The organism is Xanthomonas sp. NCPPB 1132, assembly GCF_056629235.1.
This window is the reverse complement of record NZ_CM152819.1, coordinates 3,409,748-3,436,364: the sequence shown is the minus strand read 5'-3', so window position 1 is coordinate 3,436,364 and position 26,617 is coordinate 3,409,748. Positions and strand designations below refer to the sequence as shown.

The 26,617-nt window shown below is 67.1% G+C and carries 22 protein-coding genes and 2 tRNA genes; 23 read left to right on the top strand and 1 reads right to left on the bottom strand.

Translation table 11 applies throughout. From position 1 onward, the window contains the following. The first annotated feature begins 32 nt into the window (after nt 1-32). From AC1G9L_RS14640 to pnp, 23 genes are all read left to right on the top strand, one after another. A tRNA-Leu gene (locus AC1G9L_RS14640) sits at nt 33-117 on the top strand. 107 nt (nt 118-224) lie between these two features. Beyond that, nucleotides 225-581 (top strand): NADH-quinone oxidoreductase subunit A, encoded by a 357-nt coding sequence (locus AC1G9L_RS14635; protein WP_010343005.1) that lies wholly within the window; start codon nt 225-227, stop codon nt 579-581. Continuing rightward, the gene (locus AC1G9L_RS14630) at nt 572-1,126 is read left to right on the top strand and encodes a NuoB/complex I 20 kDa subunit family protein (protein WP_010343006.1); all 555 of its coding nucleotides are present in this window, start codon (nt 572-574) and stop codon (nt 1,124-1,126) included. The genes AC1G9L_RS14635 and AC1G9L_RS14630 overlap by 10 nt, the downstream gene beginning before the upstream one ends. A gap of 33 nt (nt 1,127-1,159) precedes the next feature. Further along, nucleotides 1,160-1,909, top strand: a complete 750-nt coding sequence (locus AC1G9L_RS14625; protein WP_010343007.1) for an NADH-quinone oxidoreductase subunit C — start codon at nt 1,160-1,162, stop codon at nt 1,907-1,909. Beyond that, nucleotides 1,906-3,213, top strand: a complete 1,308-nt coding sequence (locus tag AC1G9L_RS14620) for an NADH-quinone oxidoreductase subunit D (RefSeq protein WP_017912135.1) — start codon at nt 1,906-1,908, stop codon at nt 3,211-3,213. Before AC1G9L_RS14625 ends, AC1G9L_RS14620 begins: the two co-directional genes overlap by 4 nt. Continuing rightward, nucleotides 3,210-3,737, top strand: coding sequence for an NADH-quinone oxidoreductase subunit NuoE (gene nuoE / locus AC1G9L_RS14615; RefSeq protein WP_010343009.1), 528 nt, complete (start codon nt 3,210-3,212; stop codon nt 3,735-3,737). The genes AC1G9L_RS14620 and nuoE overlap by 4 nt, the downstream gene beginning before the upstream one ends. A 5-nt stretch (nt 3,738-3,742) precedes the next feature. After that, complete coding sequence (gene nuoF, locus AC1G9L_RS14610) at nt 3,743-5,086, top strand: NADH-quinone oxidoreductase subunit NuoF (protein ID WP_010343010.1); 1,344 nt, start codon at nt 3,743-3,745, stop codon at nt 5,084-5,086. Next, on the top strand, nt 5,083-7,332 hold the full coding sequence (gene nuoG / locus AC1G9L_RS14605; protein ID WP_371184553.1) for an NADH-quinone oxidoreductase subunit NuoG: 2,250 nt from the start codon (nt 5,083-5,085) through the stop codon (nt 7,330-7,332). Before nuoF ends, nuoG begins: the two co-directional genes overlap by 4 nt. Beyond that, nucleotides 7,329-8,420 (top strand): NADH-quinone oxidoreductase subunit NuoH, encoded by a 1,092-nt coding sequence (gene nuoH / locus AC1G9L_RS14600; RefSeq protein ID WP_019799029.1) that lies wholly within the window; start codon nt 7,329-7,331, stop codon nt 8,418-8,420. The genes nuoG and nuoH overlap by 4 nt, the downstream gene beginning before the upstream one ends. Nucleotides 8,421-8,423: 3 nt before the next feature. Next, nucleotides 8,424-8,912 (top strand): NADH-quinone oxidoreductase subunit NuoI, encoded by a 489-nt coding sequence (gene nuoI, locus AC1G9L_RS14595; RefSeq protein WP_010343013.1) that lies wholly within the window; start codon nt 8,424-8,426, stop codon nt 8,910-8,912. Between the two features lie 9 nt (nt 8,913-8,921). After that, a complete protein-coding gene (locus AC1G9L_RS14590; RefSeq protein WP_019799028.1) occupies nt 8,922-9,569 on the top strand; it encodes an NADH-quinone oxidoreductase subunit J in 648 nt (215 codons plus the stop codon). Then, a complete protein-coding gene (nuoK, locus tag AC1G9L_RS14585; RefSeq protein ID WP_017908131.1) occupies nt 9,566-9,871 on the top strand; it encodes an NADH-quinone oxidoreductase subunit NuoK in 306 nt (101 codons plus the stop codon). Before AC1G9L_RS14590 ends, nuoK begins: the two co-directional genes overlap by 4 nt. 7 nt (nt 9,872-9,878) lie before the next feature. Then, the gene (gene nuoL, locus AC1G9L_RS14580; RefSeq protein ID WP_019799027.1) at nt 9,879-12,080 is read left to right on the top strand and encodes an NADH-quinone oxidoreductase subunit L; all 2,202 of its coding nucleotides are present in this window, start codon (nt 9,879-9,881) and stop codon (nt 12,078-12,080) included. Between the two features lie 20 nt (nt 12,081-12,100). Next, the gene (locus AC1G9L_RS14575; protein WP_010343018.1) at nt 12,101-13,603 is read left to right on the top strand and encodes an NADH-quinone oxidoreductase subunit M; all 1,503 of its coding nucleotides are present in this window, start codon (nt 12,101-12,103) and stop codon (nt 13,601-13,603) included. Between the two features lie 36 nt (nt 13,604-13,639). Beyond that, nucleotides 13,640-15,115 (top strand): NADH-quinone oxidoreductase subunit NuoN, encoded by a 1,476-nt coding sequence (gene nuoN, locus AC1G9L_RS14570; protein WP_019799026.1) that lies wholly within the window; start codon nt 13,640-13,642, stop codon nt 15,113-15,115. A gap of 208 nt (nt 15,116-15,323) precedes the next feature. Next, nucleotides 15,324-15,400 (top strand) — tRNA-Met (locus tag AC1G9L_RS14565). Between the two features lie 206 nt (nt 15,401-15,606). Beyond that, entirely contained in the window at nt 15,607-16,212 is a 606-nt protein-coding gene (gene rimP, locus AC1G9L_RS14560) for a ribosome maturation factor RimP (protein WP_019799025.1), read from the top strand. Beyond that, complete coding sequence (gene nusA / locus AC1G9L_RS14555; protein ID WP_010343021.1) at nt 16,209-17,720, top strand: transcription termination factor NusA; 1,512 nt, start codon at nt 16,209-16,211, stop codon at nt 17,718-17,720. Before rimP ends, nusA begins: the two co-directional genes overlap by 4 nt. 95 nt (nt 17,721-17,815) lie before the next feature. After that, complete coding sequence (infB, locus tag AC1G9L_RS14550) at nt 17,816-20,524, top strand: translation initiation factor IF-2 (RefSeq protein ID WP_481069381.1); 2,709 nt, start codon at nt 17,816-17,818, stop codon at nt 20,522-20,524. A gap of 113 nt (nt 20,525-20,637) precedes the next feature. Beyond that, nucleotides 20,638-21,051 carry a 30S ribosome-binding factor RbfA gene (gene rbfA / locus AC1G9L_RS14545; protein WP_481069380.1) on the top strand — a complete coding sequence of 138 codons (414 nt, stop codon included), beginning with the start codon at nt 20,638-20,640 and terminating at the stop codon, nt 21,049-21,051. A gap of 221 nt (nt 21,052-21,272) precedes the next feature. Further along, a complete protein-coding gene (gene truB / locus AC1G9L_RS14540) occupies nt 21,273-22,199 on the top strand; it encodes a tRNA pseudouridine(55) synthase TruB (RefSeq protein ID WP_420007442.1) in 927 nt (308 codons plus the stop codon). 204 nt (nt 22,200-22,403) lie between these two features. Next, nucleotides 22,404-22,664: a 30S ribosomal protein S15 gene (gene rpsO / locus AC1G9L_RS14535; RefSeq protein ID WP_003467392.1), complete on the top strand. Its 261-nt coding sequence runs from the start codon at nt 22,404-22,406 to the stop codon at nt 22,662-22,664. Between the two features lie 164 nt (nt 22,665-22,828). After that, the gene (pnp, locus tag AC1G9L_RS14530) at nt 22,829-24,937 is read left to right on the top strand and encodes a polyribonucleotide nucleotidyltransferase (protein WP_019799235.1); all 2,109 of its coding nucleotides are present in this window, start codon (nt 22,829-22,831) and stop codon (nt 24,935-24,937) included. A 265-nt stretch (nt 24,938-25,202) separates the two neighbouring features. On the opposite strand, the gene AC1G9L_RS14525 is transcribed toward pnp, so the two are convergent. Then, a complete protein-coding gene (locus tag AC1G9L_RS14525) occupies nt 25,203-26,546 on the bottom strand; it encodes an EAL domain-containing protein (RefSeq protein ID WP_019799234.1) in 1,344 nt (447 codons plus the stop codon). Between the last annotated feature and the right edge of the window lie 71 nt (nt 26,547-26,617).

The window sequence follows — 26,617 nt, the reverse complement described above, 5'->3', positions numbered from 1 at the left end:
GCGCGGCGGGATTGCCGCGCGGTTTTACGCAAGCCCAGGTGGCGGAATTGGTAGACGCACTACCTTGAGGTGGTAGCGACTTAGGTCGTAGGGGTTCGAGTCCCCTCTTGGGCACCATTGTTTGGCTACGGTTTCTGCGCGAAGGCATCACGCCCTCGCCCGGAGAATCGTCTATCCCATGCCTGCGCGGCACGCGCGCGGGCACAGGCAAGAGAGAATCGCGAGTGCTGGCCGAATATTTGCCGACCCTGCTGTTTCTGATCGTGGCCACCGGTATCGGCGTCGCGCTGATGCTGGTGGGGCGGTTCCTCGGTCCCCGGCGTCCCGACCTGAAGAAGCTCTCGCCGTACGAGTGCGGCTTCGAGGCCTTCGAGGACGCGCGCATGAAGTTCGACGTGCGCTACTACCTGATCGCCATCCAGTTCATCGTCTTCGATCTGGAAATCATCTTCATCGTGCCGTGGACGCAGGTGTTCATGGACCTGGGCGCTCGCTCCCTGGTCACCATGGGCCTGTTTGTCGGCATGTTGTTCCTCGGTTTTGTCTACGTGTGGAAGAAGGGAGCGCTGGAATGGGAGTGATTCAGACCCTGGATCGCCTGATGACCAACCCGATCCCGGAAGGGCGGGTGGACGACATCCTGCGTCCCGAAGGCGAGAACCCGCTGCTGGAGAAGGGTTACGTCACCACCAGCGTCGATGCGCTGCTGAACTGGGCGCGCACCGGCTCGATGTGGCCGATGACCTTCGGCCTGGCCTGCTGCGCGGTCGAGATGATGCACGCCGGCGCCGCGCGCCTGGACCTGGACCGCTACGGCGTGGTGTTCCGCCCGTCGCCGCGCCAGTCCGACGTGATGATCGTCGCCGGCACCCTGGTCAACAAGATGGCCCCGGCGCTGCGCAAGGTCTACGACCAGATGCCGGACCCGAAGTGGGTCATCTCGATGGGCAGCTGCGCCAACGGCGGCGGCTACTACCATTACTCGTATTCGGTGGTGCGCGGTTGCGACCGCATCGTGCCGGTGGACGTCTACGTCCCCGGTTGCCCGCCGACCGCCGAGGCCCTGGTCTACGGCATCCTGCAGTTGCAGAAGAAGATCTGGCGAACCCAGACCATCGCGCGCTGATTCCTCTTTCCTCAGAGAGCACGCCAAGCCCCCATGGCAGAGCAAGCATCTTCCTTTAGCGACCGACTCGGCGCCCGTTTCCCCGGCAGCCAGGTCTTCGTGGCCCTTCCGCGCGGCGAAGTCACCCTGGAAGTGCCGGCCGACGCCTGGCACGCCACCTGCCTGGCGTTGCGCGACGAGTTCGGTTTCGAACAGCTGTCCGACCTGTGCGGCGTGGACTACCTGGGCTACGGCAGCGACGAGTGGGATACCTCGGACGTGTCCTCGCACGGCTTCAGCCGTGGCGTCGAAGGCAAGGCCGTGGGCCGTTTCGCCTGGGGCGAGTTCCCCAGCGCCGAGACCAGCGCCGGCGTGCAGCCGATGCCGGTCCCGCAGCAGCGTTTCGCGGTGCTGGCGCAGCTGATCTCCTACCGCCACAACCAGCGCCTGCGCGTGCGTTGCTACGCGCCGAACGAAGACCTGCCGGTGGTGGCCTCGGTCACCGACATCTGGCCGGGCGCGAACTGGTTCGAGCGCGAGGCGTTCGACCTGTTCGGCGTGGTGTTCTCCGGCCACCCGGACCTGCGCCGCATCCTCACCGACTACGGCTTCGTCGGCCATCCGTTCCGCAAGGATTTCCCGCTGATCGGCAATGTCGAAGTGCGCTACGACGAAGAGAAGCAGCGCGTGATCTACGAGCCGGTGACCTCGGTGGAGCCGCGCGTGGGCGTGCCGCGCGTGATCCGCGACGATGCGCGCTACCAGACCGCGGCGGGCGAAGCACAGAAGGAGTCCGCCAAGTGAGCGAGTACCACCAGGCGCACGACGGGTTCGCCAGCAATCCTGCCGAAGCCAAGCAGGAAATCCGCAACTACACGATGAACTTCGGCCCGCAGCATCCGGCCGCGCACGGTGTGCTGCGCCTGATTCTGGAGATGGACGGCGAGACCGTGGTCCGCGCCGATCCGCACATCGGCCTGCTGCACCGTGGCACCGAGAAGCTGGCCGAGTCCAAGCCGTTCAACCAGTCGATCGGCTACATGGATCGCCTGGACTACGTGTCGATGATGTGCAACGAGCACGCCTACGTGCGCGCGATCGAGACCCTGATGGGGATCGAGGCGCCGGAGCGTGCGCAGTACATCCGCACCATGTTCGACGAGATCACCCGCATCCTGAACCACCTGATGTGGGTCGGTTCCAACGGCCTGGATCTGGGCGCGATGGCGGTGATGCTGTACGCGTTCCGCGAGCGCGAAGAGCTGATGGACGTGTACGAGGCGGTGTCGGGCGCGCGCATGCACGCGACCTACTACCGCCCGGGCGGCGTCTACCGCGACCTGCCGGACCGCATGCCCAAGTACCAGGAATCGCGCTGGCACAAGGGCAATGCGCTGAAGCGGCTCAACGCCGCGCGCGAAGGCTCGATGCTGGACTTCCTGGAGGAGTTCACCAACACCTTCCCGGCGCGCGTGGACGAGTACGAGACCCTGCTCACCGACAACCGCATCTGGAAGCAGCGCACCGTCGGCATCGGCGTGGTCACCCCGGAACAGGCCTACGCCTGGGGCATGACCGGCGCCATGCTGCGCGGCTCGGGCATCGCCTGGGATCTGCGCAAGAAGCAGCCGTACGCCAAGTACGACAGCGTCGATTTCGACATCCCGCTCGGCACCAACGGCGACTGCTACGACCGCTATCTGGTGCGCGTGGCCGAGATGCGCGAGTCCAATCGCATCATCAAGCAGTGCGTGCAGTGGCTCAAGGCCAACCCGGGCCCGGTCATGGTCGAGAACTTCAAGGTGGCGCCGCCCAAGCGCGCCGAAATGAAGGACGACATGGAAGCGCTGATCCACCACTTCAAGCTGTTCAGCGAAGGCTACTGCGTGCCGGCCGGCGAGACCTACTGCGCGGTGGAAGCGCCGAAGGGCGAGTTCGGTTGCTACCTGATGTCCGACGGCGCCAACAAGCCGTTCCGCGTGCACCTGCGCGCGCCGGGCTTCGCCCATCTGTCGTCGATGGATGCGATCGTGCGCGGCCACATGCTGGCCGACGTGGTGGCGATGATTGGTACCTATGATCTGGTGTTTGGTGAGGTCGACCGATGAAGGCGACAGGTAATTTCGAAGCGGCGCGCGACGTCGATCCGATGGTGGTGCTGAGCGACAAGACGCGCGCGCACATCGATCACTGGCTGAGCAAGTTCCCCCCGGACCGCAAGCGTTCGGCGGTGCTGCAGGGCCTGCACGCGGCGCAGGAACAGAACCAGGGCTGGCTGACCGACGAGCTGATCGCCGGCGTGGCCAAGTACCTGGAACTGCCGCCGGTGTGGGCCTACGAGGTCGCCAGCTTCTACTCGATGTTCGAGACCGAGAAGGTCGGCCGCAACAACGTCGCGTTCTGCACCAACATCAGCTGCTGGCTCAACGGCGCCGAGGATCTGGTCGCGCATGCCGAGAAGAAGCTCGGCTGCAAGCTGGGCCAGTCCACCGCCGACGGCCGCGTCTACCTCAAGCGCGAGGAAGAGTGCCTGGCCGGTTGCGCCGGCGCACCGATGATGGTCATCAACGGCCACTACCATGAGCATCTGACCAAGGACAAGGTCGACGAATTGCTGGACGGGTTGGAGTAACGGCAATGGCACAGCATCCCCACGCCCCCACCGGTCCGGTCGGTCCCGCGCCGCTGCCGCACCAGGTGGTGTACACCACGCTGCACTACGACACCCCGTGGTCCTACGAGAGCTACCTGAAGACCGGTGGCTACGCCGCGCTGCGCAAGATCCTCGAAGAGAAGATCCCGCCGGAGCAGGTGATCGAGATGGTCAAGCAGTCGAACCTGCGCGGCCGTGGCGGCGCCGGCTTCCCGACCGGGCTGAAGTGGTCGTTCATGCCCAAGGGCGCGCCGCAGAAGTACATCCTGTGCAACTCGGACGAATCCGAGCCGGGCACCTGCAAGGACCGCGACATCCTGCGCTACAACCCGCATTCGGTGGTGGAGGGCATGGCCATCGCCTGCTACGCCACCGGCTCCACGGTGGGCTACAACTACCTGCGCGGCGAGTTCCACCACGAGCCGTTCGAGCATTTCGAGCAGGCCCTGGCCGATGCCTACGCCAATGGCTGGCTGGGCAAGGACATCCTCGGCAGCGGCATCGACATCGACATCTACGGCGCGCTGGGCGCCGGCGCCTACATCTGCGGCGAAGAGACCGCGCTGATGGAGTCGCTGGAAGGCAAGAAGGGCCAGCCGCGCTACAAGCCGCCGTTCCCGGCCAACTTCGGCCTGTACGGCAAGCCGTCGACGATCAACAACACCGAGACCTACGCCTCGGTGCCGGCGATCATCCGCAACGGCCCTGAATGGTTCCTGGGCCTGAGCAAGACCAAGAACGGCGGCCCGAAGATCTTCTCGGTCTCCGGCTGCGTGCAGAAGGGCGGCAACTTCGAGGTGCCGCTGGGCACCACCTTCGACGAATTGCTGGAAATGGCCGGCGGGCTGAAGCCGGGCCGCACCCTCAAGGGCGCGATCCCGGGCGGCGTGTCGATGCCGGTGCTGAAGGCCGAGCAGCTCAAGGGCCTGCAGATGGACTACGACACCCTGCGCGCACTGGGCACCGGCCTGGGCTCGGGCGCGATCGTGGTGCTGGACGACAGCGTCTGCTGCGTGAAGTTCGCCTGCCGCATCTCGCAGTTCTTCCACAAGGAGTCCTGCGGCCAGTGCACCCCGTGCCGCGAAGGCACCGGCTGGATGCACCGCGTGCTGGAGCGCATCGTCGCCGGCAAGGCCACGATGGAAGACCTGCACCAGCTGCGCACCGTCGCCGGGCAGATCGAAGGCCACACCATCTGCGCCTTCGGCGAAGCGGCGGCCTGGCCGATCCAGGGCTTCCTGCGCCAGTTCTGGGACGAATTCGAGTACTACATCGTCAACGGTCATTCGATGGTTGACGGCAAGAAGCTGGAGGCAGCCGCCGCATGAGCGCGCAACCCAACAATCCCGGCGCGACCCCCGCGGTCGTGCCGGAAGGCCATGTGACCGTCGAGATCGACGGCCAGTCGCTGGTCGTGCCGAAGGGCTCGATGATCATCCAGGCCGCCGACAAGGCCGGCATCCCGATCCCGCGCTTCTGCTACCACGAGAAGCTGCCAATCGCGGCCAACTGCCGCATGTGCCTGGTCGACGTCGAGAAGTCGCCCAAGCCGTCGCCGGCCTGCGCCACGCCGGTCATGGATGGCATGAAGGTGCAGACCCGCAGCGACAAGGCGCTGAAGTACCAGCGCAGCGTCATGGAATTCCTGCTGATCAACCACCCGCTGGACTGCCCGATCTGCGATCAGGGCGGCGAGTGCGAACTGCAGGACGTGTCGCTGGGCTACGGCCGTTCGGTCAGCCGCTTCAACGAGCGCAAGCGCGTGGTGCCGGACGAGGACATCGGACCGCTGGTCGCCACCGAGATGACCCGCTGCATCCAGTGCACCCGCTGCGTGCGCTTCACCGCGGACATCGCCGGCACCTACGAGTTGGGTGGCATGTATCGCGGCGAGAACCTGCAGATCGGCACCTACGACGGCAAGCCGCTGACCACCGAGCTGTCCGGCAACGTGGTCGACGTGTGCCCGGTCGGCGCGCTGACCAACAAGGTGTTCCAGTTCCGCGCGCGGCCCTGGGAACTGGTGGCGCGCGAGTCGCTGGGTTACCACGACGCGATGGGTTCGAATCTGTTCCTGCACGTGCGCCGCGGCGAAGTGCTGCGCACCGTGCCGCGCGACAACGAAGCGGTCAACGAGTGCTGGCTGTCCGACCGCGACCGCTACTCGCACCAGGGCCTGTACGCCGAGGACCGCGCACTGCGGCCGATGCGCAAAGTCGATGGGCAGTGGCGCGAAGTCTCGTGGGCGGAAGGACTTTCCGCCGCGAGCGAGATCCTCAAGGCCAACCGCGGCGACGCGCTGGGCGTGCTCGCGCATCCGTCCACCTCCAACGAGGAGGGCGCGCTGCTGGCGCGCCTGGCCGAGGGCCTGGACAGCGGCAACCTCGACCACCGCGTGTACAACCGCGACTTCTCCGATGCCGCGCTGGCCGAGCCGTTCGCGCTGCCGCTGGCCGAGATCGAGCAGGCCGACGTGGTGGTGATCCTGGGCAGCAACCTGCGCCATGAACTGCCGCTGCTGCATGCACGCCTGCGCAAGGCGCGGATGCAGCGCCAGACCAAGGTGTATTCGATCAACCCGGTCGATTTCGACGTGGCCTTCGACCAGGCCGGCCGCCAGATCGTGGCGCCGTCGAAGTTCGCCGAGGCGCTGGCCGACGGCGCGCTGCGCGAAGCGGTGCAGGGCGCCGGCCGTGCGGTGCTGATCGTCGGCGCGCTGGCCGAGAACCATCCGCAGGCCGCGGCGCTGCGTGCCGCCGCGCGCGACTTCGCCGCCGCCACCGGCGCGGCGCTGTGCCGCATCCCGCAGGGCGCCAACGCGCTGGGCCTGGCGCGCTACGGTGTGCTGCCGCGCGGCCGCAACGTCGCCGCGATGCTGGCCGAACCGCGCAGCGCCTACGTGCTGTACGGCCTGGAGCCGGGGCTGGACTTTGCCGACGCCGCCGCCGCGCGCAGCGCGCTGGCCGGTGCCAAGGTGGTGGCGTTCAGCCACTTCGCCTGCGCCTCCACCCGCGACGTGGCCGACGTGATCCTGCCGATCGGCGCGCTGCCGGAAATCGAGGCGACGCTGACCAACCTCAACGGCAGCGAGCAGCGCACCCGCGCCGGCGGCAAGCTGCCGGGCGAGGCCCGCGAGGGCTGGCGCGTGCTGCGCGCGCTCGGCGGCGAACTGGGCCTGCCCGGCTTCGAGTTCATCGACCTGGCCGGACTGCGCGATGGCCTGCAGCCGCGCGAGGTCGCCGCGGCGAGCTCGGCGCAGCCGGCACGCCAGGACGAGGGCCTGGAACTGGCCGCCAGCCCGGCGATCTACCGCACCGATGCGGTGGTGCGCCGCGCGCAGGCGCTGCAGCAGCATCCGCTGAACCGCGCGCCGGGCGTGGCGGTGCATCCGGACGAGGCGGCGCGGCTGGGCCTGCGCGACGGGCAGATGGTCAAGGTCGGTACCGCGGCGGGTAGCGCCACGTTGCCGCTGGCGACGGACAAGCGGGTCGCGCCGGGCGCGGCCTGGATCGAAACGGGCCACGGCGCGACCGCGCCGCTGGGCGCCGGTCGGGTGACGGTGGTGGCTGCATGAACGAGATGCTGTTGAACGTGGTCGACCCGCTGCACCAGTGGTTCCTCGGCCTGGGCGCCCTCGGCGTGGTCCTGTGGATCGTGCTGAAGATCCTGCTGATCGCCATGCCGGTGATCATCTCGGTGGCGTTCTACGTGGTCTGGGAGCGCAAGCTGATCGGCTGGATGCACGTGCGCCACGGGCCGATGTACGTGGGCATGGGCATCTTCCAGGCCTTCGCCGACGTCTTCAAGCTGCTGTTCAAGGAAATCATCCAGCCCAGCAGCTCGCACAAGGCGATGTTCGTGATCGCGCCGCTGATCACCCTGGCGCCGGCCTTCGCCGCCTGGGCGGTGGTGCCGTTCGACGCCAAGCTGGTGCTGTCCAACGCCAACGCCGGCCTGCTGTACCTGCTGGCGATGACCTCGCTGGGCGTGTACGGCATCATCCTGGCCGGCTGGGCGTCCAACTCCAAGTACGCGTTCCTCGGCGCGATGCGCTCGGCCGCGCAGGTGGTCAGCTATGAGATCGCGATGGGCTTCGCCCTGGTCGGCGTGATGATCGCCGCCGGCAGCCTGAACCTGAGCACGATCGTGCAGGCGCAGGCGGGTTCGCACGGCTTGCTCAACTGGTTCCTGATCCCGCTGTTCCCGCTGTTCATCGTGTACTGGGTGTCCGGCGTGGCCGAGACCAACCGCGCGCCGTTCGACGTGGTCGAAGGCGAGTCGGAAATCGTCGCCGGCCACATGGTCGAGTACTCGGGCGGTGCGTTCGCGCTGTTCTTCCTGGCCGAATACGCCAACATGATCCTGGTCAGCTTCCTGGTCTCGATCTTCTTCCTGGGCGGCTGGCTGAGTCCGATCCAGGGGCTGGTCAACGCCGACATCTCGCCGTGGATCGACTGGGTGTGGAAGGGCGGTTGGCCGTGGCTGCTGATGAAGGTGCTGTTCTTCGCCAGCGCGTACATCTGGTTCCGCGCCAGTTTCCCGCGCTACCGCTACGACCAGATCATGCGGCTGGGTTGGAAGGTGTTCATTCCGTTGACGATCGTGTGGATCGCGGTGACGGCATTGATGGTGTTCTACGGTGTGATCCACAGGGGTGTGTAAGCGATGAATAAAGTCACCCATTACTTCAAGAGCCTGCTGCTGCTCGAGTTGCTCGGCGGCCTGTGGCTGACCTTGAAGTACACGTTCCGTCCCAAGTACACCGTGCTGTACCCGATGGAGAAGTTCCCGCAGTCGCCGCGCTTCCGTGGCCTGCACGCGCTGCGCCGCTATCCCAACGGCGAAGAGCGCTGCATCGCCTGCAAGCTGTGCGAGGCGGTGTGCCCGGCGCTGGCGATCACCATCGACTCGACCAAGCGCGAGGATGGCACCCGCCGCACCACCCGCTACGACATCGACCTGTTCAAGTGCATCTACTGCGGCTTCTGCGAGGAAAGCTGCCCGGTGGATTCGATCGTGGAGACCCAGGTGCTGGAGTACCACTTCGAGAAGCGCGGCGAGAACATCGTCACCAAGCCGCAGTTGCTGGCGATCGGAGACCGGCTCGAGGCCGAGATCGCCGAGCGCCGCGCTGCCGACGCTCCCTTCCGCTGAGGTTCCGAAATGGATTGGGTCAATATCGCTTTCTGGATCTTCGCCACCATCGCCGCGGTCGCCGCCGGCGCGGTGATCAGCGTGCGCAACCCCGTGTATGCGGTGCTGTGCCTGATCCTGACATTCTTCTCCATCGCCTGCGTGTGGCTGCTGGTGGGCGCCGAGTTCCTCGGCGTGACCCTGGTGCTGGTCTACGTCGGCGCGGTCATGGTGCTGTTCCTGTTCGTGGTGATGATGCTGGACATCGACACCGCCCGCCTGCGCGAGGGCTGGGTGCGCTACCTGCCGGTCGGCCTGGTGGTCGCGGTGGCGATGCTGGTGCAGATGGTCACCCTGATCGGGGTCAAGGCGCGTAGCGCCGCGCCGTTCCCGGCCGACAACGCCGCGGCCCAGGCCGCCGACACCTCCAACATCACCTGGCTGGCCAAGACCCTGTTCACCCAGTTCCTGCTGCCGTTCGAGTTCGCCGCGATCATCCTGACCGTGGCGGTCGTGGCCGCGGTGATGCTGACCCTGCGCAAGCGCACCGGCATCAAGACCCAGAACCCGGGCGACCAGTCGCGGGTCAAGGCCAGCGATCGCCTGCGCATGGTCAAGATGGACGCCGAGAAGCCCACGCTCCACACCCCGCCGGCATCGCAGGAGGGCCAGCCATGATTTCCCTAGGCCATCTGCTGGCGCTCGGCGCGGTGCTGTTCTGCATCGCCCTGGCCGGCATCTTCCTCAACCGCAAGAACGTCATCGTGCTGCTGATGTCGATCGAGTTGATGCTGCTGTCGGTCAACATCAACTTCGTCGCCTTCTCGCGCGAGCTCGGCGACGCCGCCGGCCAGTTGTTCGTGTTCTTCATCCTGACCGTGGCCGCGGCCGAAGCCGCCATCGGCCTCGCGATCCTGGTGACGCTGTTCCGTACCCGCCACACGATCAACGTGGCCGAAGTCGATTCGCTGAAGGGCTGACCTGCAGATGGAAATTACGCTCTCCAAGAGTCTGCTGATCGCGGTGGTGCTGGCCCCGCTGGTCGGCAGCATCATCGCCGGCCTGTTCGGCCGCCAGGTCGGCCGCAAGGGCGCGCAGTTCGCCACCATCCTCGGCGTCGCGGTCAGCTGCGCGCTGTCGTGCTGGACCCTGTACCAGCTGGTCGGGCAGGGCGCCTCGCCGTTCAACCAGAACCTCTACACCTTCTTCGAGGTCGGCAACTACTCGGCCCACGTCGGTTTCATGGTCGACCGCCTGACCGCGATGATGATGGTGGTGGTGACCTTCGTGTCGCTGCTGGTGCACATCTACACCATCGGCTACATGGCCGACGACCCGGGCTACCAGCGCTTCTTCAGCTACATCTCGCTGTTCACCTTCTCGATGCTCAGCCTGGTGATGAGCAACAACTTCCTGCAGCTGTTCTTCGGCTGGGAAGCAGTGGGCCTGGTGTCGTACCTGCTGATCGGCTTCTGGTTCAAGCGCCCGACCGCGGTGTTCGCCAACATGAAGGCGTTCCTGGTCAATCGCGTCGGCGACTTCGGCTTCCTGCTCGGCATCGCATTGGTGCTGTACGTGTTCGGCACCCTCGACTACTCGATGGTGTTCGCCAATGCCACCGGCATGGTCGGCGGCACCATCACCGTGTGGACCGGTTCCATCCCCGTCCCGTTCAGTGCCGAGGTCGTCCACCTGACCGATCCGTGGGTCTGGTCGGTGCCGACGATGATCTGCATCTGCCTGTTCATCGGCGCCATGGGCAAGTCGGCGCAGGTGCCGCTGCATGTGTGGCTGCCTGACTCGATGGAAGGCCCGACCCCGATCTCGGCGCTGATCCACGCCGCGACCATGGTCACCGCGGGCATCTTCATGGTGGCGCGCATGTCGCCGCTGTTCGAGCTGTCGCAGACCGCGCTGAATTTCGTGCTCTTCATCGGCGCCACCACCGCCTTCTTCACCGGCCTGATCGGCATCGTGCAGAACGACATCAAGCGCGTGGTCGCGTACTCGACGCTGTCGCAGCTGGGCTACATGACCGTAGCGCTGGGCGTGTCGGCGTACTCGGCGGCGGTGTTCCACCTGATGACCCATGCCTTCTTCAAGGCGCTGCTGTTCCTGGCGGCCGGCTCGGTGATCATCGGCATGCACCATGAGCAGGACATGCGCAAGATGGGCGGCCTGCGCAAGTACATGCCGATCACCTACTGGACCAGCGTGATCGGCACCCTGGCGCTGGTCGGCACCCCGTTCTTCGCCGGCTTCTATTCCAAGGACACGATCATCGAGGCGGCCCAGCTCCACGCCGAGGGTGCCCCGTTCTGGAGCATCGCCAACTACGGCTACATGGCCGTGCTGGGTGGCGTGCTGATCACCAGCTTCTACAGCTTCCGCCTGCTGTTCCTGACCTTCCACGGCAAGGAGCGCTTCCGCGACGCGCATGCGCACGACGTGCATGCCCACCACGACAGCGCCCACACCGACGCCGAGGCGCAGTCCCACGCGCACGATGCGCACGACGCGCATGCGCATGACGACCACCATGGTCATCATGGCGCGCACGAACCGCACGAGTCGCCGTGGGTAGTGACGGTGCCGCTGATCCTGCTGGCGATTCCGTCGATCGCGATCGGCTTCTTCACCATCGGCCCGATGCTGTTCGGCACCGACTGGGCAGGGCACCACGCCGCCGTGGCGATCAAGGGTCAGGCGGTCAGCTTCTTCACCGGCATCGTCGATTTCTACGATCCGGCGCGCGACACCGTCGGCGCGTTGGCCGAGGAGTTCCACGGCCCGGTCAAGTTCGCGCTGCACGGCCTCTACCAGGTACCGTTCTTCCTGACCCTGGCCGGCTTCGCCCTGGCCTGGATCCTGTACCTGTGGAAGCCGGAACTGGCGGCGAAGGCGCGCAAGACCTTCTCGGTGCCGGTGTGGATCCTCGAGAACAAGTACGGTTTCGACAAGCTCTGGATCGGCGGTTTCGCCGGCGGCGGCGTGCGCCTGGGCAAGGCGTCGCGCGCGGTGGATACGCATGTCGTGGACGGCGTCATGGTCAACGGCACCGCGCGCGTGATCGACCTGGCGGCCAACCTGCTGCGTCGCACGCAATCCGGTTTCCTCTATCACTACGCCTTCGCGATGATCGTCGGTCTCATTGCCCTGCTGGGCGTGCTGATGCATTTCTGGCGTTGACCTGTACGGAATAAGAACACGTGTCGAACTGGCCTCTACTCTCCATCCTGATCTGGCTGCCGATCATCGGCGGTGCCCTGGTGCTCGCCGTGCGTGACGCGCGTGCGGCGCGCTGGGCGTCGCTGCTGGTGGCGTTGCTGACCTTCGCGCTCAGCGTGCCGCTGCTTACCGGTTTCGACTACACCAGCGGCGCGCTGCAGTTCGTCGAGACCCACGCCTGGATCCCGGCGTACGACATCGGCTACAACCTCGGTGCCGACGGCATCGCGGTGGCGCTGATCGTGCTGACCACGCTGATCACGGTGCTGGCGCTGATCGGCGCCTGGGCCTCGATCGACAAGCGCGTCAACCAGTACGTGGCGGCGTTCCTGATCCTGGAAGGCGTCACGGTCGGCATCTTCGCCGCCACCGACGCGATGCTGTTCTACGTGTTCTTCGAGGCGATGCTGATCCCGATGTTCCTGATCATCGGCATCTGGGGCGGCCCGCGCCGCATCTACGCCGCGGTCAAGTTCTTCCTGTACACCTTCCTCGGCTCGGTGCTGATGCTGGTCGGGTTGATCTACCTGTACCTGAAGGGCGGCAGCTTCCAGCTCGCCGACCTGTACCAGCTCTCGCTCACGTCCAAGGAGCAGACCTGGCTGTTCTTCGCCTTCCTGATCGCCTTCGCGGTCAAGGTGCCGATGTTCCCGGTGCACACCTGGTTGCCGGACGCGCACGTGGAAGCGCCGACCGCCGGTTCGGTGATCCTGGCGGCGATCGCGCTGAAGATCGGCGGTTACGGTTTCCTGCGCTTCAACCTGCCGATCCTGCCCGACGCCAGCAACCAGTTGGCGTGGCTGGTGATCGCGCTGTCGCTGATCGCGGTGATCTACGTCGGCCTGGTCGCCCTGGTCCAGGACGACATGAAGAAGCTGATCGCGTACTCGTCGATCGCGCACATGGGCTTCGTCACCCTCGGCGCCTTCGTCGCCTTCGCCCTGGTCGGATCCGGCAGCGGCGACGCCGCACAGCTGGCGCTGCAGGGCTCGATGGTGCAGATGATTTCGCACGGCTTCGTCTCCGGCGCGATGTTCTCCTGCGTGGGCGTGCTGTACGACCGCATGCACACCCGCCGCATCGCCGACTACGGCGGCGTGGCCAACGTGATGCCGTGGTTCGCCGCGTTCGCGATGCTGTTCTTCATGGCCAATGCCGGCTTGCCGGGCACCAGCGGGTTCGTGGGCGAGTTCATGGTGATCCTGGCCAGCTTCCAGTCGCATCCGCTGCAGGCATTCGGTGCGGCGACCACGCTGGTGATCGGCGCGGCCTACACGTTGTGGCTCTACAAGCGCGTGTTCTTCGGCGAAGTCGCCAATGCGCACGTGGCCGAGCTGAAGGACATCAACGGCCGCGAGGCGCTGGTGCTGGGCGTGTTCGCGCTCGGCGTGCTGGCCCTGGGCCTGTATCCGAAGCCGTTGACCGACCTGATGGAGCCCTCGATCGCGAAGCTGGCGGCGCAGATCGCCACCAGCAAGCTGTAAGCGGCCGTCGAGCGTATTGATTCCAGAGATTTGATGATGACCACCCCTGCGCTGCTGCCTCTGACCACCGTCGACCTGCCGCCCCTGCTGCCCGAGCTGGTGCTGACCGCCGGTGCCTTCTTCCTGCTGATGCTCGATCTGTTCATCAGCGAGCGCAACAAGGCCTGGACCCACATCGTGTCGGTGGCGATCCTGGTCGCGGTGTTCGCGATGCTGCTGGCCGGCGTGGGCGGGCAGGGCGAGGTGTTCCAGGGCATGTTCGTGCGCGATGCCGCCGCCGACGTGATGAAGACGGTGATCGTCGGACTCAGCGCGCTGACCCTGATCTACGGCTGGAGCTACCTGCGCGAGCGCAAGCTGTACCAGGGCGAGATCCCGGTGCTGGTGCTGTTCGCCACGGTCGGCATGATGATCCTGGTCTCGGCCGGCAGCCTGCTGATGGTCTATCTGGGCCTGGAACTGCTGGCGCTGTGTTCCTACGCGCTGGTCGCCTCCAACCGCGACAACGGCATGGCCACCGAAGCGGCGATGAAGTACATCGTGCTCGGTTCGCTGGCCTCCGGCTTGCTGCTGTACGGCATGTCGCTGATCTACGGCGCCACCGGCACGCTGAGCCTGAGCGGCATCCACGAGGCGATCGGCAACGGCCGCGAGCACATGCTGCTGCTGACCGGCACCGTGTTCATGATCGCCGGCGTCGCCTTCAAGCTCGGCGCCGCGCCGTTCCACATGTGGCTGCCGGACGTCTACCAGGGTGCCCCGGCGCCGATCGCGCTATTCATCAGTTCGGCCTCCAAGCTGGCCGCGTTCGGCATGGCCTACCGCCTGCTGGAAGTGGGCGTGGGTCCGCTGGCGGCGCAGTGGCACTGGGTGATCGGCGGCCTGGCGGCGCTGTCGCTGGTGGTCGGCAACCTGATGGCGGTGGCGCAGAGCAACCTCAAGCGCATGCTGGCGTACTCCACGGTTTCGCACATCGGCTTCCTGCTGCTCGGCGTGGCCGGCGGCGGCGAGCGCGGCTATGCGGCGGCGCTGTTCTACGCGATCTGCTACGCGGTGATGTCCACCGCCTCGTTCGGCGCGATCATCGCGCTGTCGCGCAAGGGCTTCGAGGCCGAGAACATCGACGACTTCAAGGGCCTGAACGCGCGCAACCCGTGGATGGCGCTGCTGGTGCTGTGCATCATGGCGTCGCTGGCCGGTGTGCCGCCGTTCCTGGGCTTCTGGGCCAAGCTGGCGGTGCTGGGCGCGGTGGTCGCGGTGCCCGACCAGAACCTGTGGTGGACCGGCCTGGCCGTGCTGTCGGTGCTGTGCGCGGTGATCGGCGCGTTCTACTACCTGCGCGTGATCAAGGTGATGTATTTCGACGAACCGGTCGGTACGCCGCTGCCGGCCAACGACGACCGCGTGCTGGGCGTGGCGCTGGGCGTCAACGCGCTGGGCCTGCTGGCCTTCGGCCTGGCCTGGAGCCCGCTGATGGCGTGGTGCCAGCGCGCCTTCGCGCACCTGGCCTGATCGCGAAATTCGCGGGTTTCCCGCTGTGTTTCGCCAACGCCGCCGCAAGGCGGCGTTGGCGTTTTAGCATTCGGCGATGCGATTGCTGTTTCGTTTTCCATCGCGTGCGGTTATCATGGCGTCCTTCGATCGGCAGCGTCGCTACCGCATCGAGATGAAAATCAGGGCTTGCAATCGACGCACTGATTCTTCATAATTCCGCTTCTGCTGCGGGGTGGAGCAGTCTGGCAGCTCGTCGGGCTCATAACCCGAAGGTCGCAGGTTCAAATCCTGCCCCCGCTACCATCTTTGTCTGCAGCGGCAACCAGTGCATCGGTTGTCTGCGGCAGGAAAGTTTGGGCTTCGCGATGACGCATGTTCCCGTCGTCGCAACCGGAATCCAGCGTGACCGGAGTTTTACCGGACAAGGGGCCCAGAGGGCCCTTTGTCGTTTCCGGGGTCCGGGAAATGCACGCAATCGACTTTCTATTTTTTCAGATGCAAGGCAGGCTGTGAGCGACAAGGCAAACGAAATCGCGACTCTGCTGGGCCCGACCGTGGACGCGTTGGGCCTGGAACTGCTGGGCGCGGAATACCTGCCGGCCCCCGGCGGCGCCACGCTGCGCCTGTACATCGACGTGCCGCTGGCCGAGCAGCCCGAACGCGTGGTCAACATCGACGACTGCGAGCGGGTCAGCCGTGAGGTCTCGGCGCAACTGGACGTGGAAGACCCGATCAGCGGCAACTACACGCTGGAAGTGTCCTCGCCGGGCGTGGACCGGCCGCTGTTCAGCGCCGAACAGTTTTCCCGCCACCTCGGCGAATCGGCCAAGGTGGTGCTGAAGTTGCCGCAGCAGGGCCGTCGTCGCCTGCAGGGGCGCATCGTGCAGGCCGACGCCGCTGCCGGCCGCATCACCTTCGAGGTCGACGGCGCCGAACTGGCGGTGGACTTCGACAACATCGACAAGGCGCGGATCCTGCCCGACTGGGCGGCGCTGGGCCTGGCGCCGACCAAGCCGGGCAAGGGCCCGAAGCCGGCCGGCAAGAACGCAAAATCCAATAAGAAACCATCCAACGAACCGGCGGCCGACGAGGCTGCGCGCGGAGCGAAAGAATGAGCAAGGAACTGTTGCTGGTAGTCGACGCGGTGGCCAACGAAAAGGGCGTGCCGCGCGAAGTGATCTTCGACGCGATCGAGGCCGCATTGGCGTCGGCGGCGAAGAAGCGCTACCCCGACCAGGACGTGCTGACGCGCGTCACCATCGACCACAAGGACGGCACCTACGAGACCTTCCGGCGCTGGGAAGTGGTGGCCGACGACGTGGTGATGGAGTCGCCCGACCGGCAGATCCGCCTGATGGACGCGGTCGACGAGGCCGAGGGCGTGGATGTCGGCGACTACATCGAAGAGCAGATCGAGAATCCGGACTTCGGCCGCATCGCCGCGCAGGCCGCCAAGCAGGTGATCGTGCAGCGCGTGCGCGAGGCCGAGCGCCAGCAGGTGGTGGACGCGTGGAAGGATCGCGTCGGCGAGCTGGTCACCGGCGTGGTCAAGCGTGCCGAGCGCGGCAACATCTACGTGGACCTGGGCGGCAACGCCGAGGCCTTCATCCCCAAGGACAAGGGCATTCCGCGCGACGTGCTGCGCGCCGGCGACCGCGTGCGCGGCTACCTGGCCGAGGTGCGTTCGGAGCCGCGCGGCCCGCAGCTGTTCATCAGCCGCGCCGCGCCGGAATTCATGATCGAGCTGTTCAAGCTGGAAGTGCCGGAAGTGGGTCAGGGCCTGGTCGAGATCAAGGCCTGCGCACGCGATCCGGGCGACCGCGCCAAGATCGCGGTGCTGGCGCACGACACCCGCACCGATCCGATCGGCGCCTGCATCGGCATGCGCGGGTCGCGCGTGCAGGCGGTGTCCAACGAGCTCAACGGCGAGCGTGTGGACATCGTGCTGTGGAACGACAACCCGGCCAACTTCGTCATCAACGCGATGGCGCCGGCCGAGGTGCAGTCGATCATCGTCGATGAAGAGAAGCACTCGATGGACCTGGCGGTGGCGGAAGACCGCCTGGCCCAGGCGATCGGCAAGGGCGGCCAGAACGTGCGCCTGGCCAGCCGCCTGACCGGCTGGCAGCTCAACGTGATGACCGCCGAGCAGGTCGCGGCCAAGTCCGAGGCCGAGCAGGCCGTGGCCCGCCAACTGTTCATGGACAAGCTGGAAGTGGACGAGGAGATCGCCGCGATCCTGGTCGCCGAGGGCTTCAACTCGGTCGAGGAAATCGCCTACGTGCCGGTCGGCGAGCTGCTGGCGGTGGAAGGCTTCGACGAGGACATCGTCGAGGAATTGCGCGCGCGTGCCCGCGACGCGCTGCTCAACGAGGCGCTGGCCGCCGAGGAGAGCGACGACGACGGCGTGCCGGCAGCGGACCTGCTGTCGCTGCCGGGCATGGACGAGGGCACCGCCTACGCGTTGGCCAGCCATGGCGTGCGCACCAGCGAGGACCTGTCGGATCTGGCTGCCGACGAAATCCTCGAGTTCGGCATCGAGGACCTGGACAAGGACCGCGCCGCGGCCCTGATCCTGGCCGCCCGCGCCGAGGAGATCGCCCGCCTGGAGCGCGGCGAATGAGTCAGCGATGAATGCCGCCCTGACCCGATCAGGGCTTAGAATCCGCGCTACCTTCGCACGCGGCGAGGGGGCGCCAACCAGATCATAGGATCCGAATGTCGCAGCAAACCACCATCCGCAAGCTGGCCGAACTGGTGAACACGCCGGTCGAGAAACTGCTGGTTCAACTGGCCGACGCCGGGATGAAGTTCAGCGGTCCCGACCAGGTCGTCACCAGCACCGAAAAGATGAAGCTGCTGGGCTTCCTGCGCCGTACCCACGGCAAGACCGACAAGCCGGTCGAGGAAGAGGCCCAGGCGGCGCCGAAGAAGATCACCCTGAACCGGCGCAAGCTGCAGGAAGTGACGGTCAGCGCCGGGCGCAGCAAGACCACGGTCAACGTCGAGGTCCGGCAGAAGCGCACCTACGTGAAGTCGGCCGAGGACCTGGCCGCCGAGCGTGCGGCGCCGTCCGCGGGCGGACGGGTGGACGACGAGCGCGCCGAGATCCTGCGCAAGCTGGAGGAATCCAAGCAGCGCAACCTGGCCGAGCAGCAGAAGCTCGCCGAGCAGGACCGGGCGCGCGCCGAGGAAATCGAGCGCAAGCGTAGGGCCGAGCAGGAAGCGCGCGAGCGCGCCGAGGCCGAGCAACGCGCGGCCCAGGCCGCGCTGGAAGCCGAGTCGGCACCGCCGGCCGCGGCCCCGTCCGCGCCTGCCGCCGACCGCAACGCCGCCGCTGCGCCGCGCGCGCCGCGCCCGGCGGTGGCGCCGCGTCCGGCCGGTGCCGCGCATCCGGCCAAGCCGGCGGCGCCGCGCAGCGACGACCGCAACAACGCTGCCAACAAGCACAAGACCCGCGGCTCGCACGTGATGGTCGCCGGGGTCGAGGACGACGACAGCACCAGCCGCTTCGCCGGCCAGTTGCATCTGTCCGCGGCCGACCGCGCGCGCCGTTCCAACGTGCGCGGCAAGCCGCGCGGCGGCAGCCACAGCGGCGGCCGTCGCCAGGCCGAACCGTCGCGCAGCGGCGGCGGCGCGCACGGCTTCGAGCGTCCGACTGCACCGGTGGTGCGTGAAGTGGCGATCGGCGACACCATCACCGTGGCGGACCTGGCGCAGAAGCTCGCGCTGAAGGGCGGCGACGTGGTCAAGGCGCTGTTCAAGATGGGCGTGATGGCCACCATCACCCAGACCATCGACCACGACACCGCCGCGCTGGTCACCGAGGAACTCGGCCACAAGCCGACCCGCGCCGGCAGTGCCGACGCGGAGGACGCGCTGCTGGCGCACACCGAGGACGCGCAGGGCGAGAAGCTGCCGCGGCCGCCGGTGGTCACCATCATGGGCCACGTCGACCACGGCAAGACCTCGCTGCTGGACTACATCCGCCGCACCAAGGTGGCCTCCGGCGAAGCCGGCGGCATCACCCAGCACATCGGCGCCTACCACGTCGAGACCGACCGCGGCGTCATCAGCTTCCTGGATACCCCGGGCCATGCCGCGTTCACCTCGATGCGCGCGCGTGGCGCCAAGCTCACCGACATCGTGGTGCTGGTGGTCGCGGCCGACGACGGCGTGATGCCGCAGACGGTCGAGGCGGTCAAGCATGCGAAGGCGGCCGGCGTGCCGCTGATCGTGGCGGTCAACAAGATCGACAAGTCCGGCGCCGATCCGCTGCGGGTCAAGAACGAGCTGCTGGCGCAGGACGTGGTCGCCGAAGAATTCGGTGGCGACACCCAGTTCGTCGAACTCTCGGCCAAGACCGGCCAGGGCATCGACGTGCTGCTGGACGCGATCTCGCTGCAGGCCGAAGTGCTGGAACTGCGGGCGGTGGCCGAAGGCCGCGCCAGCGGCGTGGTGATCGAGTCCTCGCTGGACAAGGGCCGCGGCCCGGTGGCGACGGTGCTGGTGCAGCAGGGCGCGCTGAAGAAAGGCGACTACCTGGTGTGCGGCATCCAGTACGGCCGCGTGCGTGCGCTGTTCGACGAGACCGGCAAGCAGCCCGATTCGGCGGGTCCGTCGATCCCGGTGCAGGTGCTGGGCCTGTCCGGCGTGCCGGATGCCGGCGACGACTTCGTGGTCGTCGACGACGAGCGCCTGGCCAAGGACGTGGCGCAGCAGCGCGAGACCAAGCGCCGCGAGTCGCGTCTGGTGTCCTCGGCGGGCAGCCGCATGGAAGACATCATGTCGCAGCTCGGCAAGGGCGAAGGCCAGCTGTCGCTGAACCTGGTGATCAAGGCCGACGTGCAGGGTTCGGTGGAAGCGCTGAAGCAGTCGCTGACCGCGCTGTCCAACGAGCAGATCCGCATCAACGTGATCCACTCCGGCGTGGGCGGCATCACCGAGTCCGATGCGAATTCGGCGCTGGCGTCCAAGGCCACGGTGATCGGCTTCAACGTGCGTGCCGACGCCTCGGCGCGGCGCATCATCGAGACCAACGGCATCGACCTGCGTTACTTCTCGATCATCTACGACGTGATCGACCAGGTGAAGCAGGTGGCGTCCGGCCTGCTGGGCGTGGAGATCCGCGAAGAGATCATCGGTATCGCCCAGGTGCGCGACGTGTTCCGCAGCTCCAAGTTCGGTGCCGTCGCCGGCTGCATGGTCGTGGAGGGCGTGGTCAAGCGCAACAAGCCGATCCGCGTGCTGCGCGACAACACCGTGGTGTTCGAGGGCGAGCTGGAATCGCTGCGTCGCTTCAAGGAGAACGTCGACGAAGTGCGTAACGGCACCGAGTGCGGTATCGGCGTGAAGGCCTACAACGACGTCAAGGCCGGCGACCAGATCGAGTGCTTCGAGCGCATCGAAGTGCAGCGTACGCTGTAAGAGCTGGGAATCGGGAATCGGGATTGGGGAATGGGAGGAGCGGGGCGCTGCAGGTGCGTCGCTCGTCCCAGACCCTTCCCGATTTCTTTATTCCGAACAGAGAGATTTTCGCTATGCCCACCAAATCCTTTCACCGTACCGATCGTGTGTCCGCGCAGATCCGGCGTGACCTCGGCACGATCGTGCATGCGGCCGTGCGCGATCATGGCCTGCCGTCGGTCAGCGTGTCCGATGTCGAGGTCACCCGCGATCTGGCCCATGCCAAGGTGTTCGTCACCGCGCTGATGCAGGAACGCTCGGCCGAGGCGGTCAAGGGCCTGAAGGAACTGGCGCCGCAACTGCGCAGCGAGCTGGCGCGGGCGATGAAGCTGCGCCACGTGCCCGAACTGCATTTCCACTACGACGATTCGGTCGATCGCGGCGAGCGCATCGACAATCTGCTGCGCGACATGCCGGAACTGCAGCAGGAGCAGGACGACGACGGCCACGCCGCCGACGACGCCGACACGGCGCCGCGCAAGGACTGAGTCCGCTGCCGACGCCGTGGCGTCGGCGTCCAGTGTTTGAGTGCGGACACCGAATGCGAGCGCCCGTTTCGCAGTCGCGATCGCGGCGCTCTTCGATTCGTCACGGTTTTCCGCTGTCCCGTGCGTGCCTGCGTTTTCCGCCCGTGCCGTTCGACTTGCGCCATGCCGGGCCCGGATCCGCCACTCCCGACTCTTCAATCCCCAATCCCCGCCCGCACCCCATGCCCGTCTTCGGCCCGCGCCTGCCTCGTATCGTCTTCCGTCGCCTCGACGGCATCGTGCTGCTCGACAAGCCGATCGGCATGAGTTCCAACGCGGCGCTGCAGGCGGCGCGGCGGCTGTTCCGTGCGGAGAAGGGCGGTCACACCGGCAGCCTGGATCCGCTCGCCACCGGCCTGCTGCCGCTGTGCTTCGGCGAGGCGACCAAGCTGGCCGGGCTGCTGCTCGGCTCGGCCAAGGCCTACGAGGCGGAGGTCGTGCTCGGCGTCACCACCGACAGCGACGATGCCGAGGGCGCGGTGCTGCGCACCCGCCCGGTGCCGCCGCTGGACGCAGCGACCCTGGAGGCGGCGCTGGCACCGCTGCGCGGGCGCATCCGCCAGCGCGCGCCGATCTACTCGGCGCTCAAGCAGGGCGGCGAACCGCTGTACGTCAAGGCGCGCCGCGGCGAGGCGATCGAGGCGCCAGAGCGCGAGGTCGAGGTGCATGCGATCGACGTGCTCGCGCATGCCGGCGACCGCCTGCGCCTGCACGTGGCCTGCGGGTCCGGCACCTATATCCGCAGCCTGGCCCGCGACCTGGGCGAGGCGCTGGGCTGCGGTGCGCATATCGCCGCGCTGCGGCGGCTGTGGGTGGAACCGTTCCGCAACCCGCAGATGGTCACCCTGGAGCACCTGCAGCACCTGGCCGCGCAGGATCCGGCGGCACTGGACGCGCTGGTGCTGCCGCTGGCCGCCGGCCTGGCCGATTTCCCGCCGGTGCGCCTGGAGCATGCTGCGGCGCAGCGCTTCCGCATGGGCCAGCGGCTGCGCGATCCGGCCTGGGCGCCCGGCCTGGCCGCGGTGTTCGACGCCGACGGCGTCCCGCTCGGCCTGGGCCAGGTCGATGCGAGCGGGCTGCTGGCGCCGCAGCGCATGTTCAATCCGTGACCGCAAAACGGCCGCGGCGGACCGTGCCTGACTGTCGTTCAGTCATGACGCTGTCTTAACACCTTGTTCCCCCGGTCCGGGGCCGGTACAATTTCGCGGCCTTTCCGGCACGCTGCGCTCCGGCGCAATCCTTCGCAATCGGCGAGCCAGGCGGTGCGTCCTCTGCACGTTCCTGCCGGCCCCGCATCTCAGAGAAAAAACCTCATGTCCATCGACACCCAGAAAGTCATCGAAGAAAACAAGCGCGGCGCTGCCGACACCGGTTCGCCGGAAGTGCAGGTCGCCCTGCTGACCGCCCGCATCGAGCTGCTGACCGGCCACTTCAAGACCCACAAGAAGGATCACCACAGCCGCCGCGGCCTGCTGCAGATGGTCAACCGCCGCCGCAGCCTGCTCGACTATCTGAAGAAGAAGGATGGCGAGCGCTACAAGGCGCTGATCGAGAAGCTCGGCCTGCGTCGCTGAGTCAACGAACCCCACCGCGGCGCAGCGATGCGCCGCGGTTTTGTTTTGGGTAGTACCGTGGCCCGGGGATCGCTCCGCGCCACCGGCCGGATCCTCCCGGCCACCCGCCAGCGGCATGGGCCGTCAGCGGTCCATTTGCAGACAGCATCATCCAAGGAAACCCCGTGGCAAAAATCACCAAAACCTTCCAGTACGGCAAGCACACCGTCACCCTCGAAACCGGCGAGATCGCCCGCCAGGCCGGCGGCGCCGTCATCGTCAAGATGGACGACACCGTACTGCTGGTCACCGCCGTCGCCGCCAAGAGCGCGCGCGAAGGTCAGGACTTCTTCCCGCTGACGGTCGACTATCAGGAGAAGTTCTACGCCGGCGGCCGCATCCCCGGCGGCTTCTTCAAGCGCGAGGGCCGTGCGACCGAGAAGGAGACGCTGATTTCGCGTCTGATCGACCGTCCGATCCGTCCGCTGTTCCCGGAGGATTACAAGAACGAAGTGCAGATCATCGCCACGGTGATGTCGATGAACCCGGACATCGACGGCGACATCGCCGCGCTGATCGGCGCCTCGGCCGCCCTGTCGCTGGCCGGCACCCCGTTCAAGGGCCCGATCGGCGCCGCCAAGGTCGGCTACAAGAACGGCGAGTACATCCTCAACCCGACCGTGTCGGATCTGAAGGATTCGCAGCTGGAGCTGGTCGTCGCCGGTACCGCCAACGCGGTGCTGATGGTGGAGTCCGAAGCCGCGCTGCTGTCGGAAGAAGTGATGCTGGGCGCGGTCACCTTCGGCCATCGCGAGATGCAGAAGGTCATCAACGCGATCAACGAACTGACCGTCGAAGCCGGCACCAAGCCGTCCGACTGGGTCGCCCCGTCCAAGAACGAGGCCATGATCGCCGCGCTGAAGGAAGCCGTCGGCGAGCAGCTGGCCGCCGCGTTCCAGGTGCGCGACAAGCTGCAGCGCCGCGACGCCATCGCCGCGATCAAGAAGGACGTGCTGGCGCAGCTGGCGCCGCGCGCCACCGCCGAGAACTGGGTCGCCGCTGACCTGGCCAAGGAATTCGGCGAGCTGGAATACCAGACCATGCGCGGTTCGGTGCTGAGCACCAAGGTGCGCATCGACGGCCGTGCGCTGGACACCGTGCGTCCGATCAGCGTGCAGGCCGGCGTGCTGCCGCGTACCCACGGCTCGGCGCTGTTCACCCGCGGCGAGACCCAGGCGATCGTGGTCACCACGCTGGGCACTGCCCGCGACGGCCAGGTGATCGACGCGGTCTCCGGCGAGTACAAGGAAAACTTCCTGTTCCACTACAACTTCCCCCCCTACTCGGTGGGCGAGTGCGGCCGCTTCGGCGCGCCCAAGCGTCGCGAAATCGGCCACGGCCGCCTCGCCAAGCGCGGCGTGCTGGCCGTGATGCCGACCATGGAAGAGTTCCCGTACACCATCCGCGTGGTCTCGGAAATCACCGAATCCAATGGTTCCTCGTCGATGGCCTCGGTCTGCGGATCGTCGCTGGCGCTGATGGACGCCGGCGTGCCGGTGAAGGCGCCGGTGGCCGGTATCGCCATGGGTCTGGTGAAGGAAGGCAACGACTTCGTGGTGCTGTCGGACATCCTGGGCGATGAAGATCACCTGGGCGACATGGACTTCAAGGTCGCCGGTACCGCCGACGGCGTGTCCGCGCTGCAGATGGACATCAAGATCGAAGGCATCACCGAAGAGATCATGAAGCAGGCCCTGGCCCAGGCGAAGGCCGGCCGTCTGCACATCCTCGGCGAGATGTCCAAGGCGCTGACCACCCCGCGTGCGGAGCTGAGCGACTACGCGCCGCGCCTGCTGACGATCAAGATCCACCCGGACAAGATCCGCGAAGTGATCGGCAAGGGCGGTTCGACCATCCAGGCGATCACCAAGGAAACCGGCACCCAGATCGACATCCAGGACGACGGCACCATCGTCATCGCCTCGGTCAACGCGATCGCCGCGCAGGCGGCCAAGTCGCGCATCGAGCAGATCACCTCGGACGTCGAGCCGGGCCGCATCTACGAAGGCAAGGTCGCCAAGATCATGGACTTCGGCGCGTTCGTGACCATCCTGCCGGGCAAGGACGGCCTGGTGCACGTCTCGCAGATCTCCAGCGAGCGCGTGGAGAAGGTCGGCGACAAGCTGAAGGAAGGCGACGTGGTCAAGGTCAAGGTGCTGGAAGTCGACAAGCAGGGCCGCATCCGCCTGTCGATGAAGGCCGTGGAAGAAGGCGAGGGCGCGTCGGCCGAATAAGCCGCACGCTGCCAGCGTCGTTCCAGGAAAAAGCGGGCTTCGGCCCGCTTTTTTCTTGTCTGGCGTTTGTGCAGGCGCCGCGTCTGCGCGTGGCGTTCTCGTCGACGCCGGTGTGGGTCCCAGGGGGCGGGCACCTTCAGCTGCGACGGGGCATTACCGTTGGCGCTCTGTCGCGGCTGATCCCGAAAAGGGGACAAGAGCCGCTCCTACACAGGATGTCCGTTGAGGGCGTGGCCGGGACGCAACGCTCGATCGCCCGCGAGACTCAGCCGCCGCCGTCGCCGATCGCCGGGTAGCGCGCCAGATGCGCCGACAGCGGCCCGGGATGGGCGAGCTGGTAGCCCTGGCCGTAGCGCGCGCCCAGCGCCTGCAGCGTCGCCAGTTCGCTCTCGGTCTCGATGCCTTCGACGACCACGTCGGCATTGGTTTCGGCGGCGAAGGACAGGATCGCCAGCGCCAGCCGCTGCCGGCGCGGTTCGGCATCGATGCCGCGGGTCAGGGTCAGATCCAGCTTGATGATGTCCGGCGCCAGGTGCAGCAGGTGGCGCAGGCTGGCGAAGCCGGTGCCGGCATCGTCGAGGGCAATGCGCAGGCCCTGCCGTTGCAGCAGGCCGATGTGCTCGGACAGGCGCGGATAGTCCGGCGCCTGCAATTGCTCGGTGATTTCCAGCACGATCCGCGACAGGTCGTGGCCGTGCAGCAGCGCCTGCAACTGCGGATGCAGTAGCGTCTGCGCGGACACGTTGATCGCCAGGTACAGCGGCGCCGGCAACTGCGCCAGCAGCTCCAGCGCCTGGCGCGCGGCGGCCAGTTCCAGGTCCAGCGCCAGCCCGACCCGGCTGGCGTCGTCGAACCAGCGCAGCGGCGGCAGTGCCGGGTTGGCCGGAAAGCGCGACAGCGCCTCCACGCCGACGATGCGCTGCGAGGCCAGCGCCAGCACCGGCTGGGTCACGATCTGCAGGCGTGCGCCGGCGATGGTCTCGCGGATGCGGGTGGCGATCGCCGCCTTCTCGCGGAAGGCATGCTTTTCCACGTCCTGGCGGCGCGCGATGTCGGTCTGCAGCGCGGCACGGTCCATCGCCAGCGCCAGCGTCGCCCCGACCAGGGTCGCCAGCAGTTCCAGGGTGCGCACGTCCTGCGCGCTGTAGGCGTTGGGTTGCGGCGCCAACACCTTGAGCACGCCAATGCTGCGGTCGCCGTAGCGCAGCGGCACCACCAGCATCGAGCGCAGGCCGATGCGGCGGCAGGCCTCGCGGTCCACGCGCGGATCGATTTCCGAATCGTCGCAGCGCAATACCTGGCCGCTGCGCATGCACAGGCCGGACAGGCTGCCGTTGCTGGGCAGGCGCAGGCCGAGGTGGCGCTCGGCGACGCCGCTGGCCGACCAGTACAGCATGTCGTTGCCGTCGCACATCTCCACCACCGCGCCGTTGGAGCGGGTCAGTTCCTGTGCGCGGTGGGTGACCACGTCGACCACCTGCAGCGGATCGCCGCCGGCCGCGGCGATTTCGCCCTGCGCCAGGATGATGCGCGACAGCAGCGCCGCGTCGTCCTGCGTCGCGGCGGCAGTGTGCTGGATGAGGTCCGAAATGTCGGATGCCTTGGCCATGTCCGCATCATGTGGCACTGCGTTGGAGAACGGCAATCGGGCGGCGCGCGCCTCGCGTAGGCAGCGTGCGG

Coding starts and splice junctions, on each gene's coding strand:
- AC1G9L_RS14630 (WP_010343006.1), top strand. CDS start 572: ATGGGAGTGATTCAGACCCTGGATCGCCTGATGACCAACCCGATCCCG.
- AC1G9L_RS14625 (WP_010343007.1), top strand. CDS start 1,160: ATGGCAGAGCAAGCATCTTCCTTTAGCGACCGACTCGGCGCCCGTTTC.
- nuoE (WP_010343009.1), top strand. CDS start 3,210: ATGAAGGCGACAGGTAATTTCGAAGCGGCGCGCGACGTCGATCCGATG.
- nuoF (WP_010343010.1), top strand. CDS start 3,743: ATGGCACAGCATCCCCACGCCCCCACCGGTCCGGTCGGTCCCGCGCCG.
- nuoG (WP_371184553.1), top strand. CDS start 5,083: ATGAGCGCGCAACCCAACAATCCCGGCGCGACCCCCGCGGTCGTGCCG.
- nuoH (WP_019799029.1), top strand. CDS start 7,329: ATGAACGAGATGCTGTTGAACGTGGTCGACCCGCTGCACCAGTGGTTC.
- nuoI (WP_010343013.1), top strand. CDS start 8,424: ATGAATAAAGTCACCCATTACTTCAAGAGCCTGCTGCTGCTCGAGTTG.
- AC1G9L_RS14590 (WP_019799028.1), top strand. CDS start 8,922: ATGGATTGGGTCAATATCGCTTTCTGGATCTTCGCCACCATCGCCGCG.
- nuoK (WP_017908131.1), top strand. CDS start 9,566: ATGATTTCCCTAGGCCATCTGCTGGCGCTCGGCGCGGTGCTGTTCTGC.
- nuoL (WP_019799027.1), top strand. CDS start 9,879: ATGGAAATTACGCTCTCCAAGAGTCTGCTGATCGCGGTGGTGCTGGCC.
- nuoN (WP_019799026.1), top strand. CDS start 13,640: ATGACCACCCCTGCGCTGCTGCCTCTGACCACCGTCGACCTGCCGCCC.
- nusA (WP_010343021.1), top strand. CDS start 16,209: ATGAGCAAGGAACTGTTGCTGGTAGTCGACGCGGTGGCCAACGAAAAG.
- infB (WP_481069381.1), top strand. CDS start 17,816: ATGTCGCAGCAAACCACCATCCGCAAGCTGGCCGAACTGGTGAACACG.
- rbfA (WP_481069380.1), top strand. CDS start 20,638: ATGCCCACCAAATCCTTTCACCGTACCGATCGTGTGTCCGCGCAGATC.
- truB (WP_420007442.1), top strand. CDS start 21,273: ATGCCCGTCTTCGGCCCGCGCCTGCCTCGTATCGTCTTCCGTCGCCTC.
- rpsO (WP_003467392.1), top strand. CDS start 22,404: ATGTCCATCGACACCCAGAAAGTCATCGAAGAAAACAAGCGCGGCGCT.
- AC1G9L_RS14525 (WP_019799234.1), bottom strand. CDS start 26,546: ATGGCCAAGGCATCCGACATTTCGGACCTCATCCAGCACACTGCCGCC.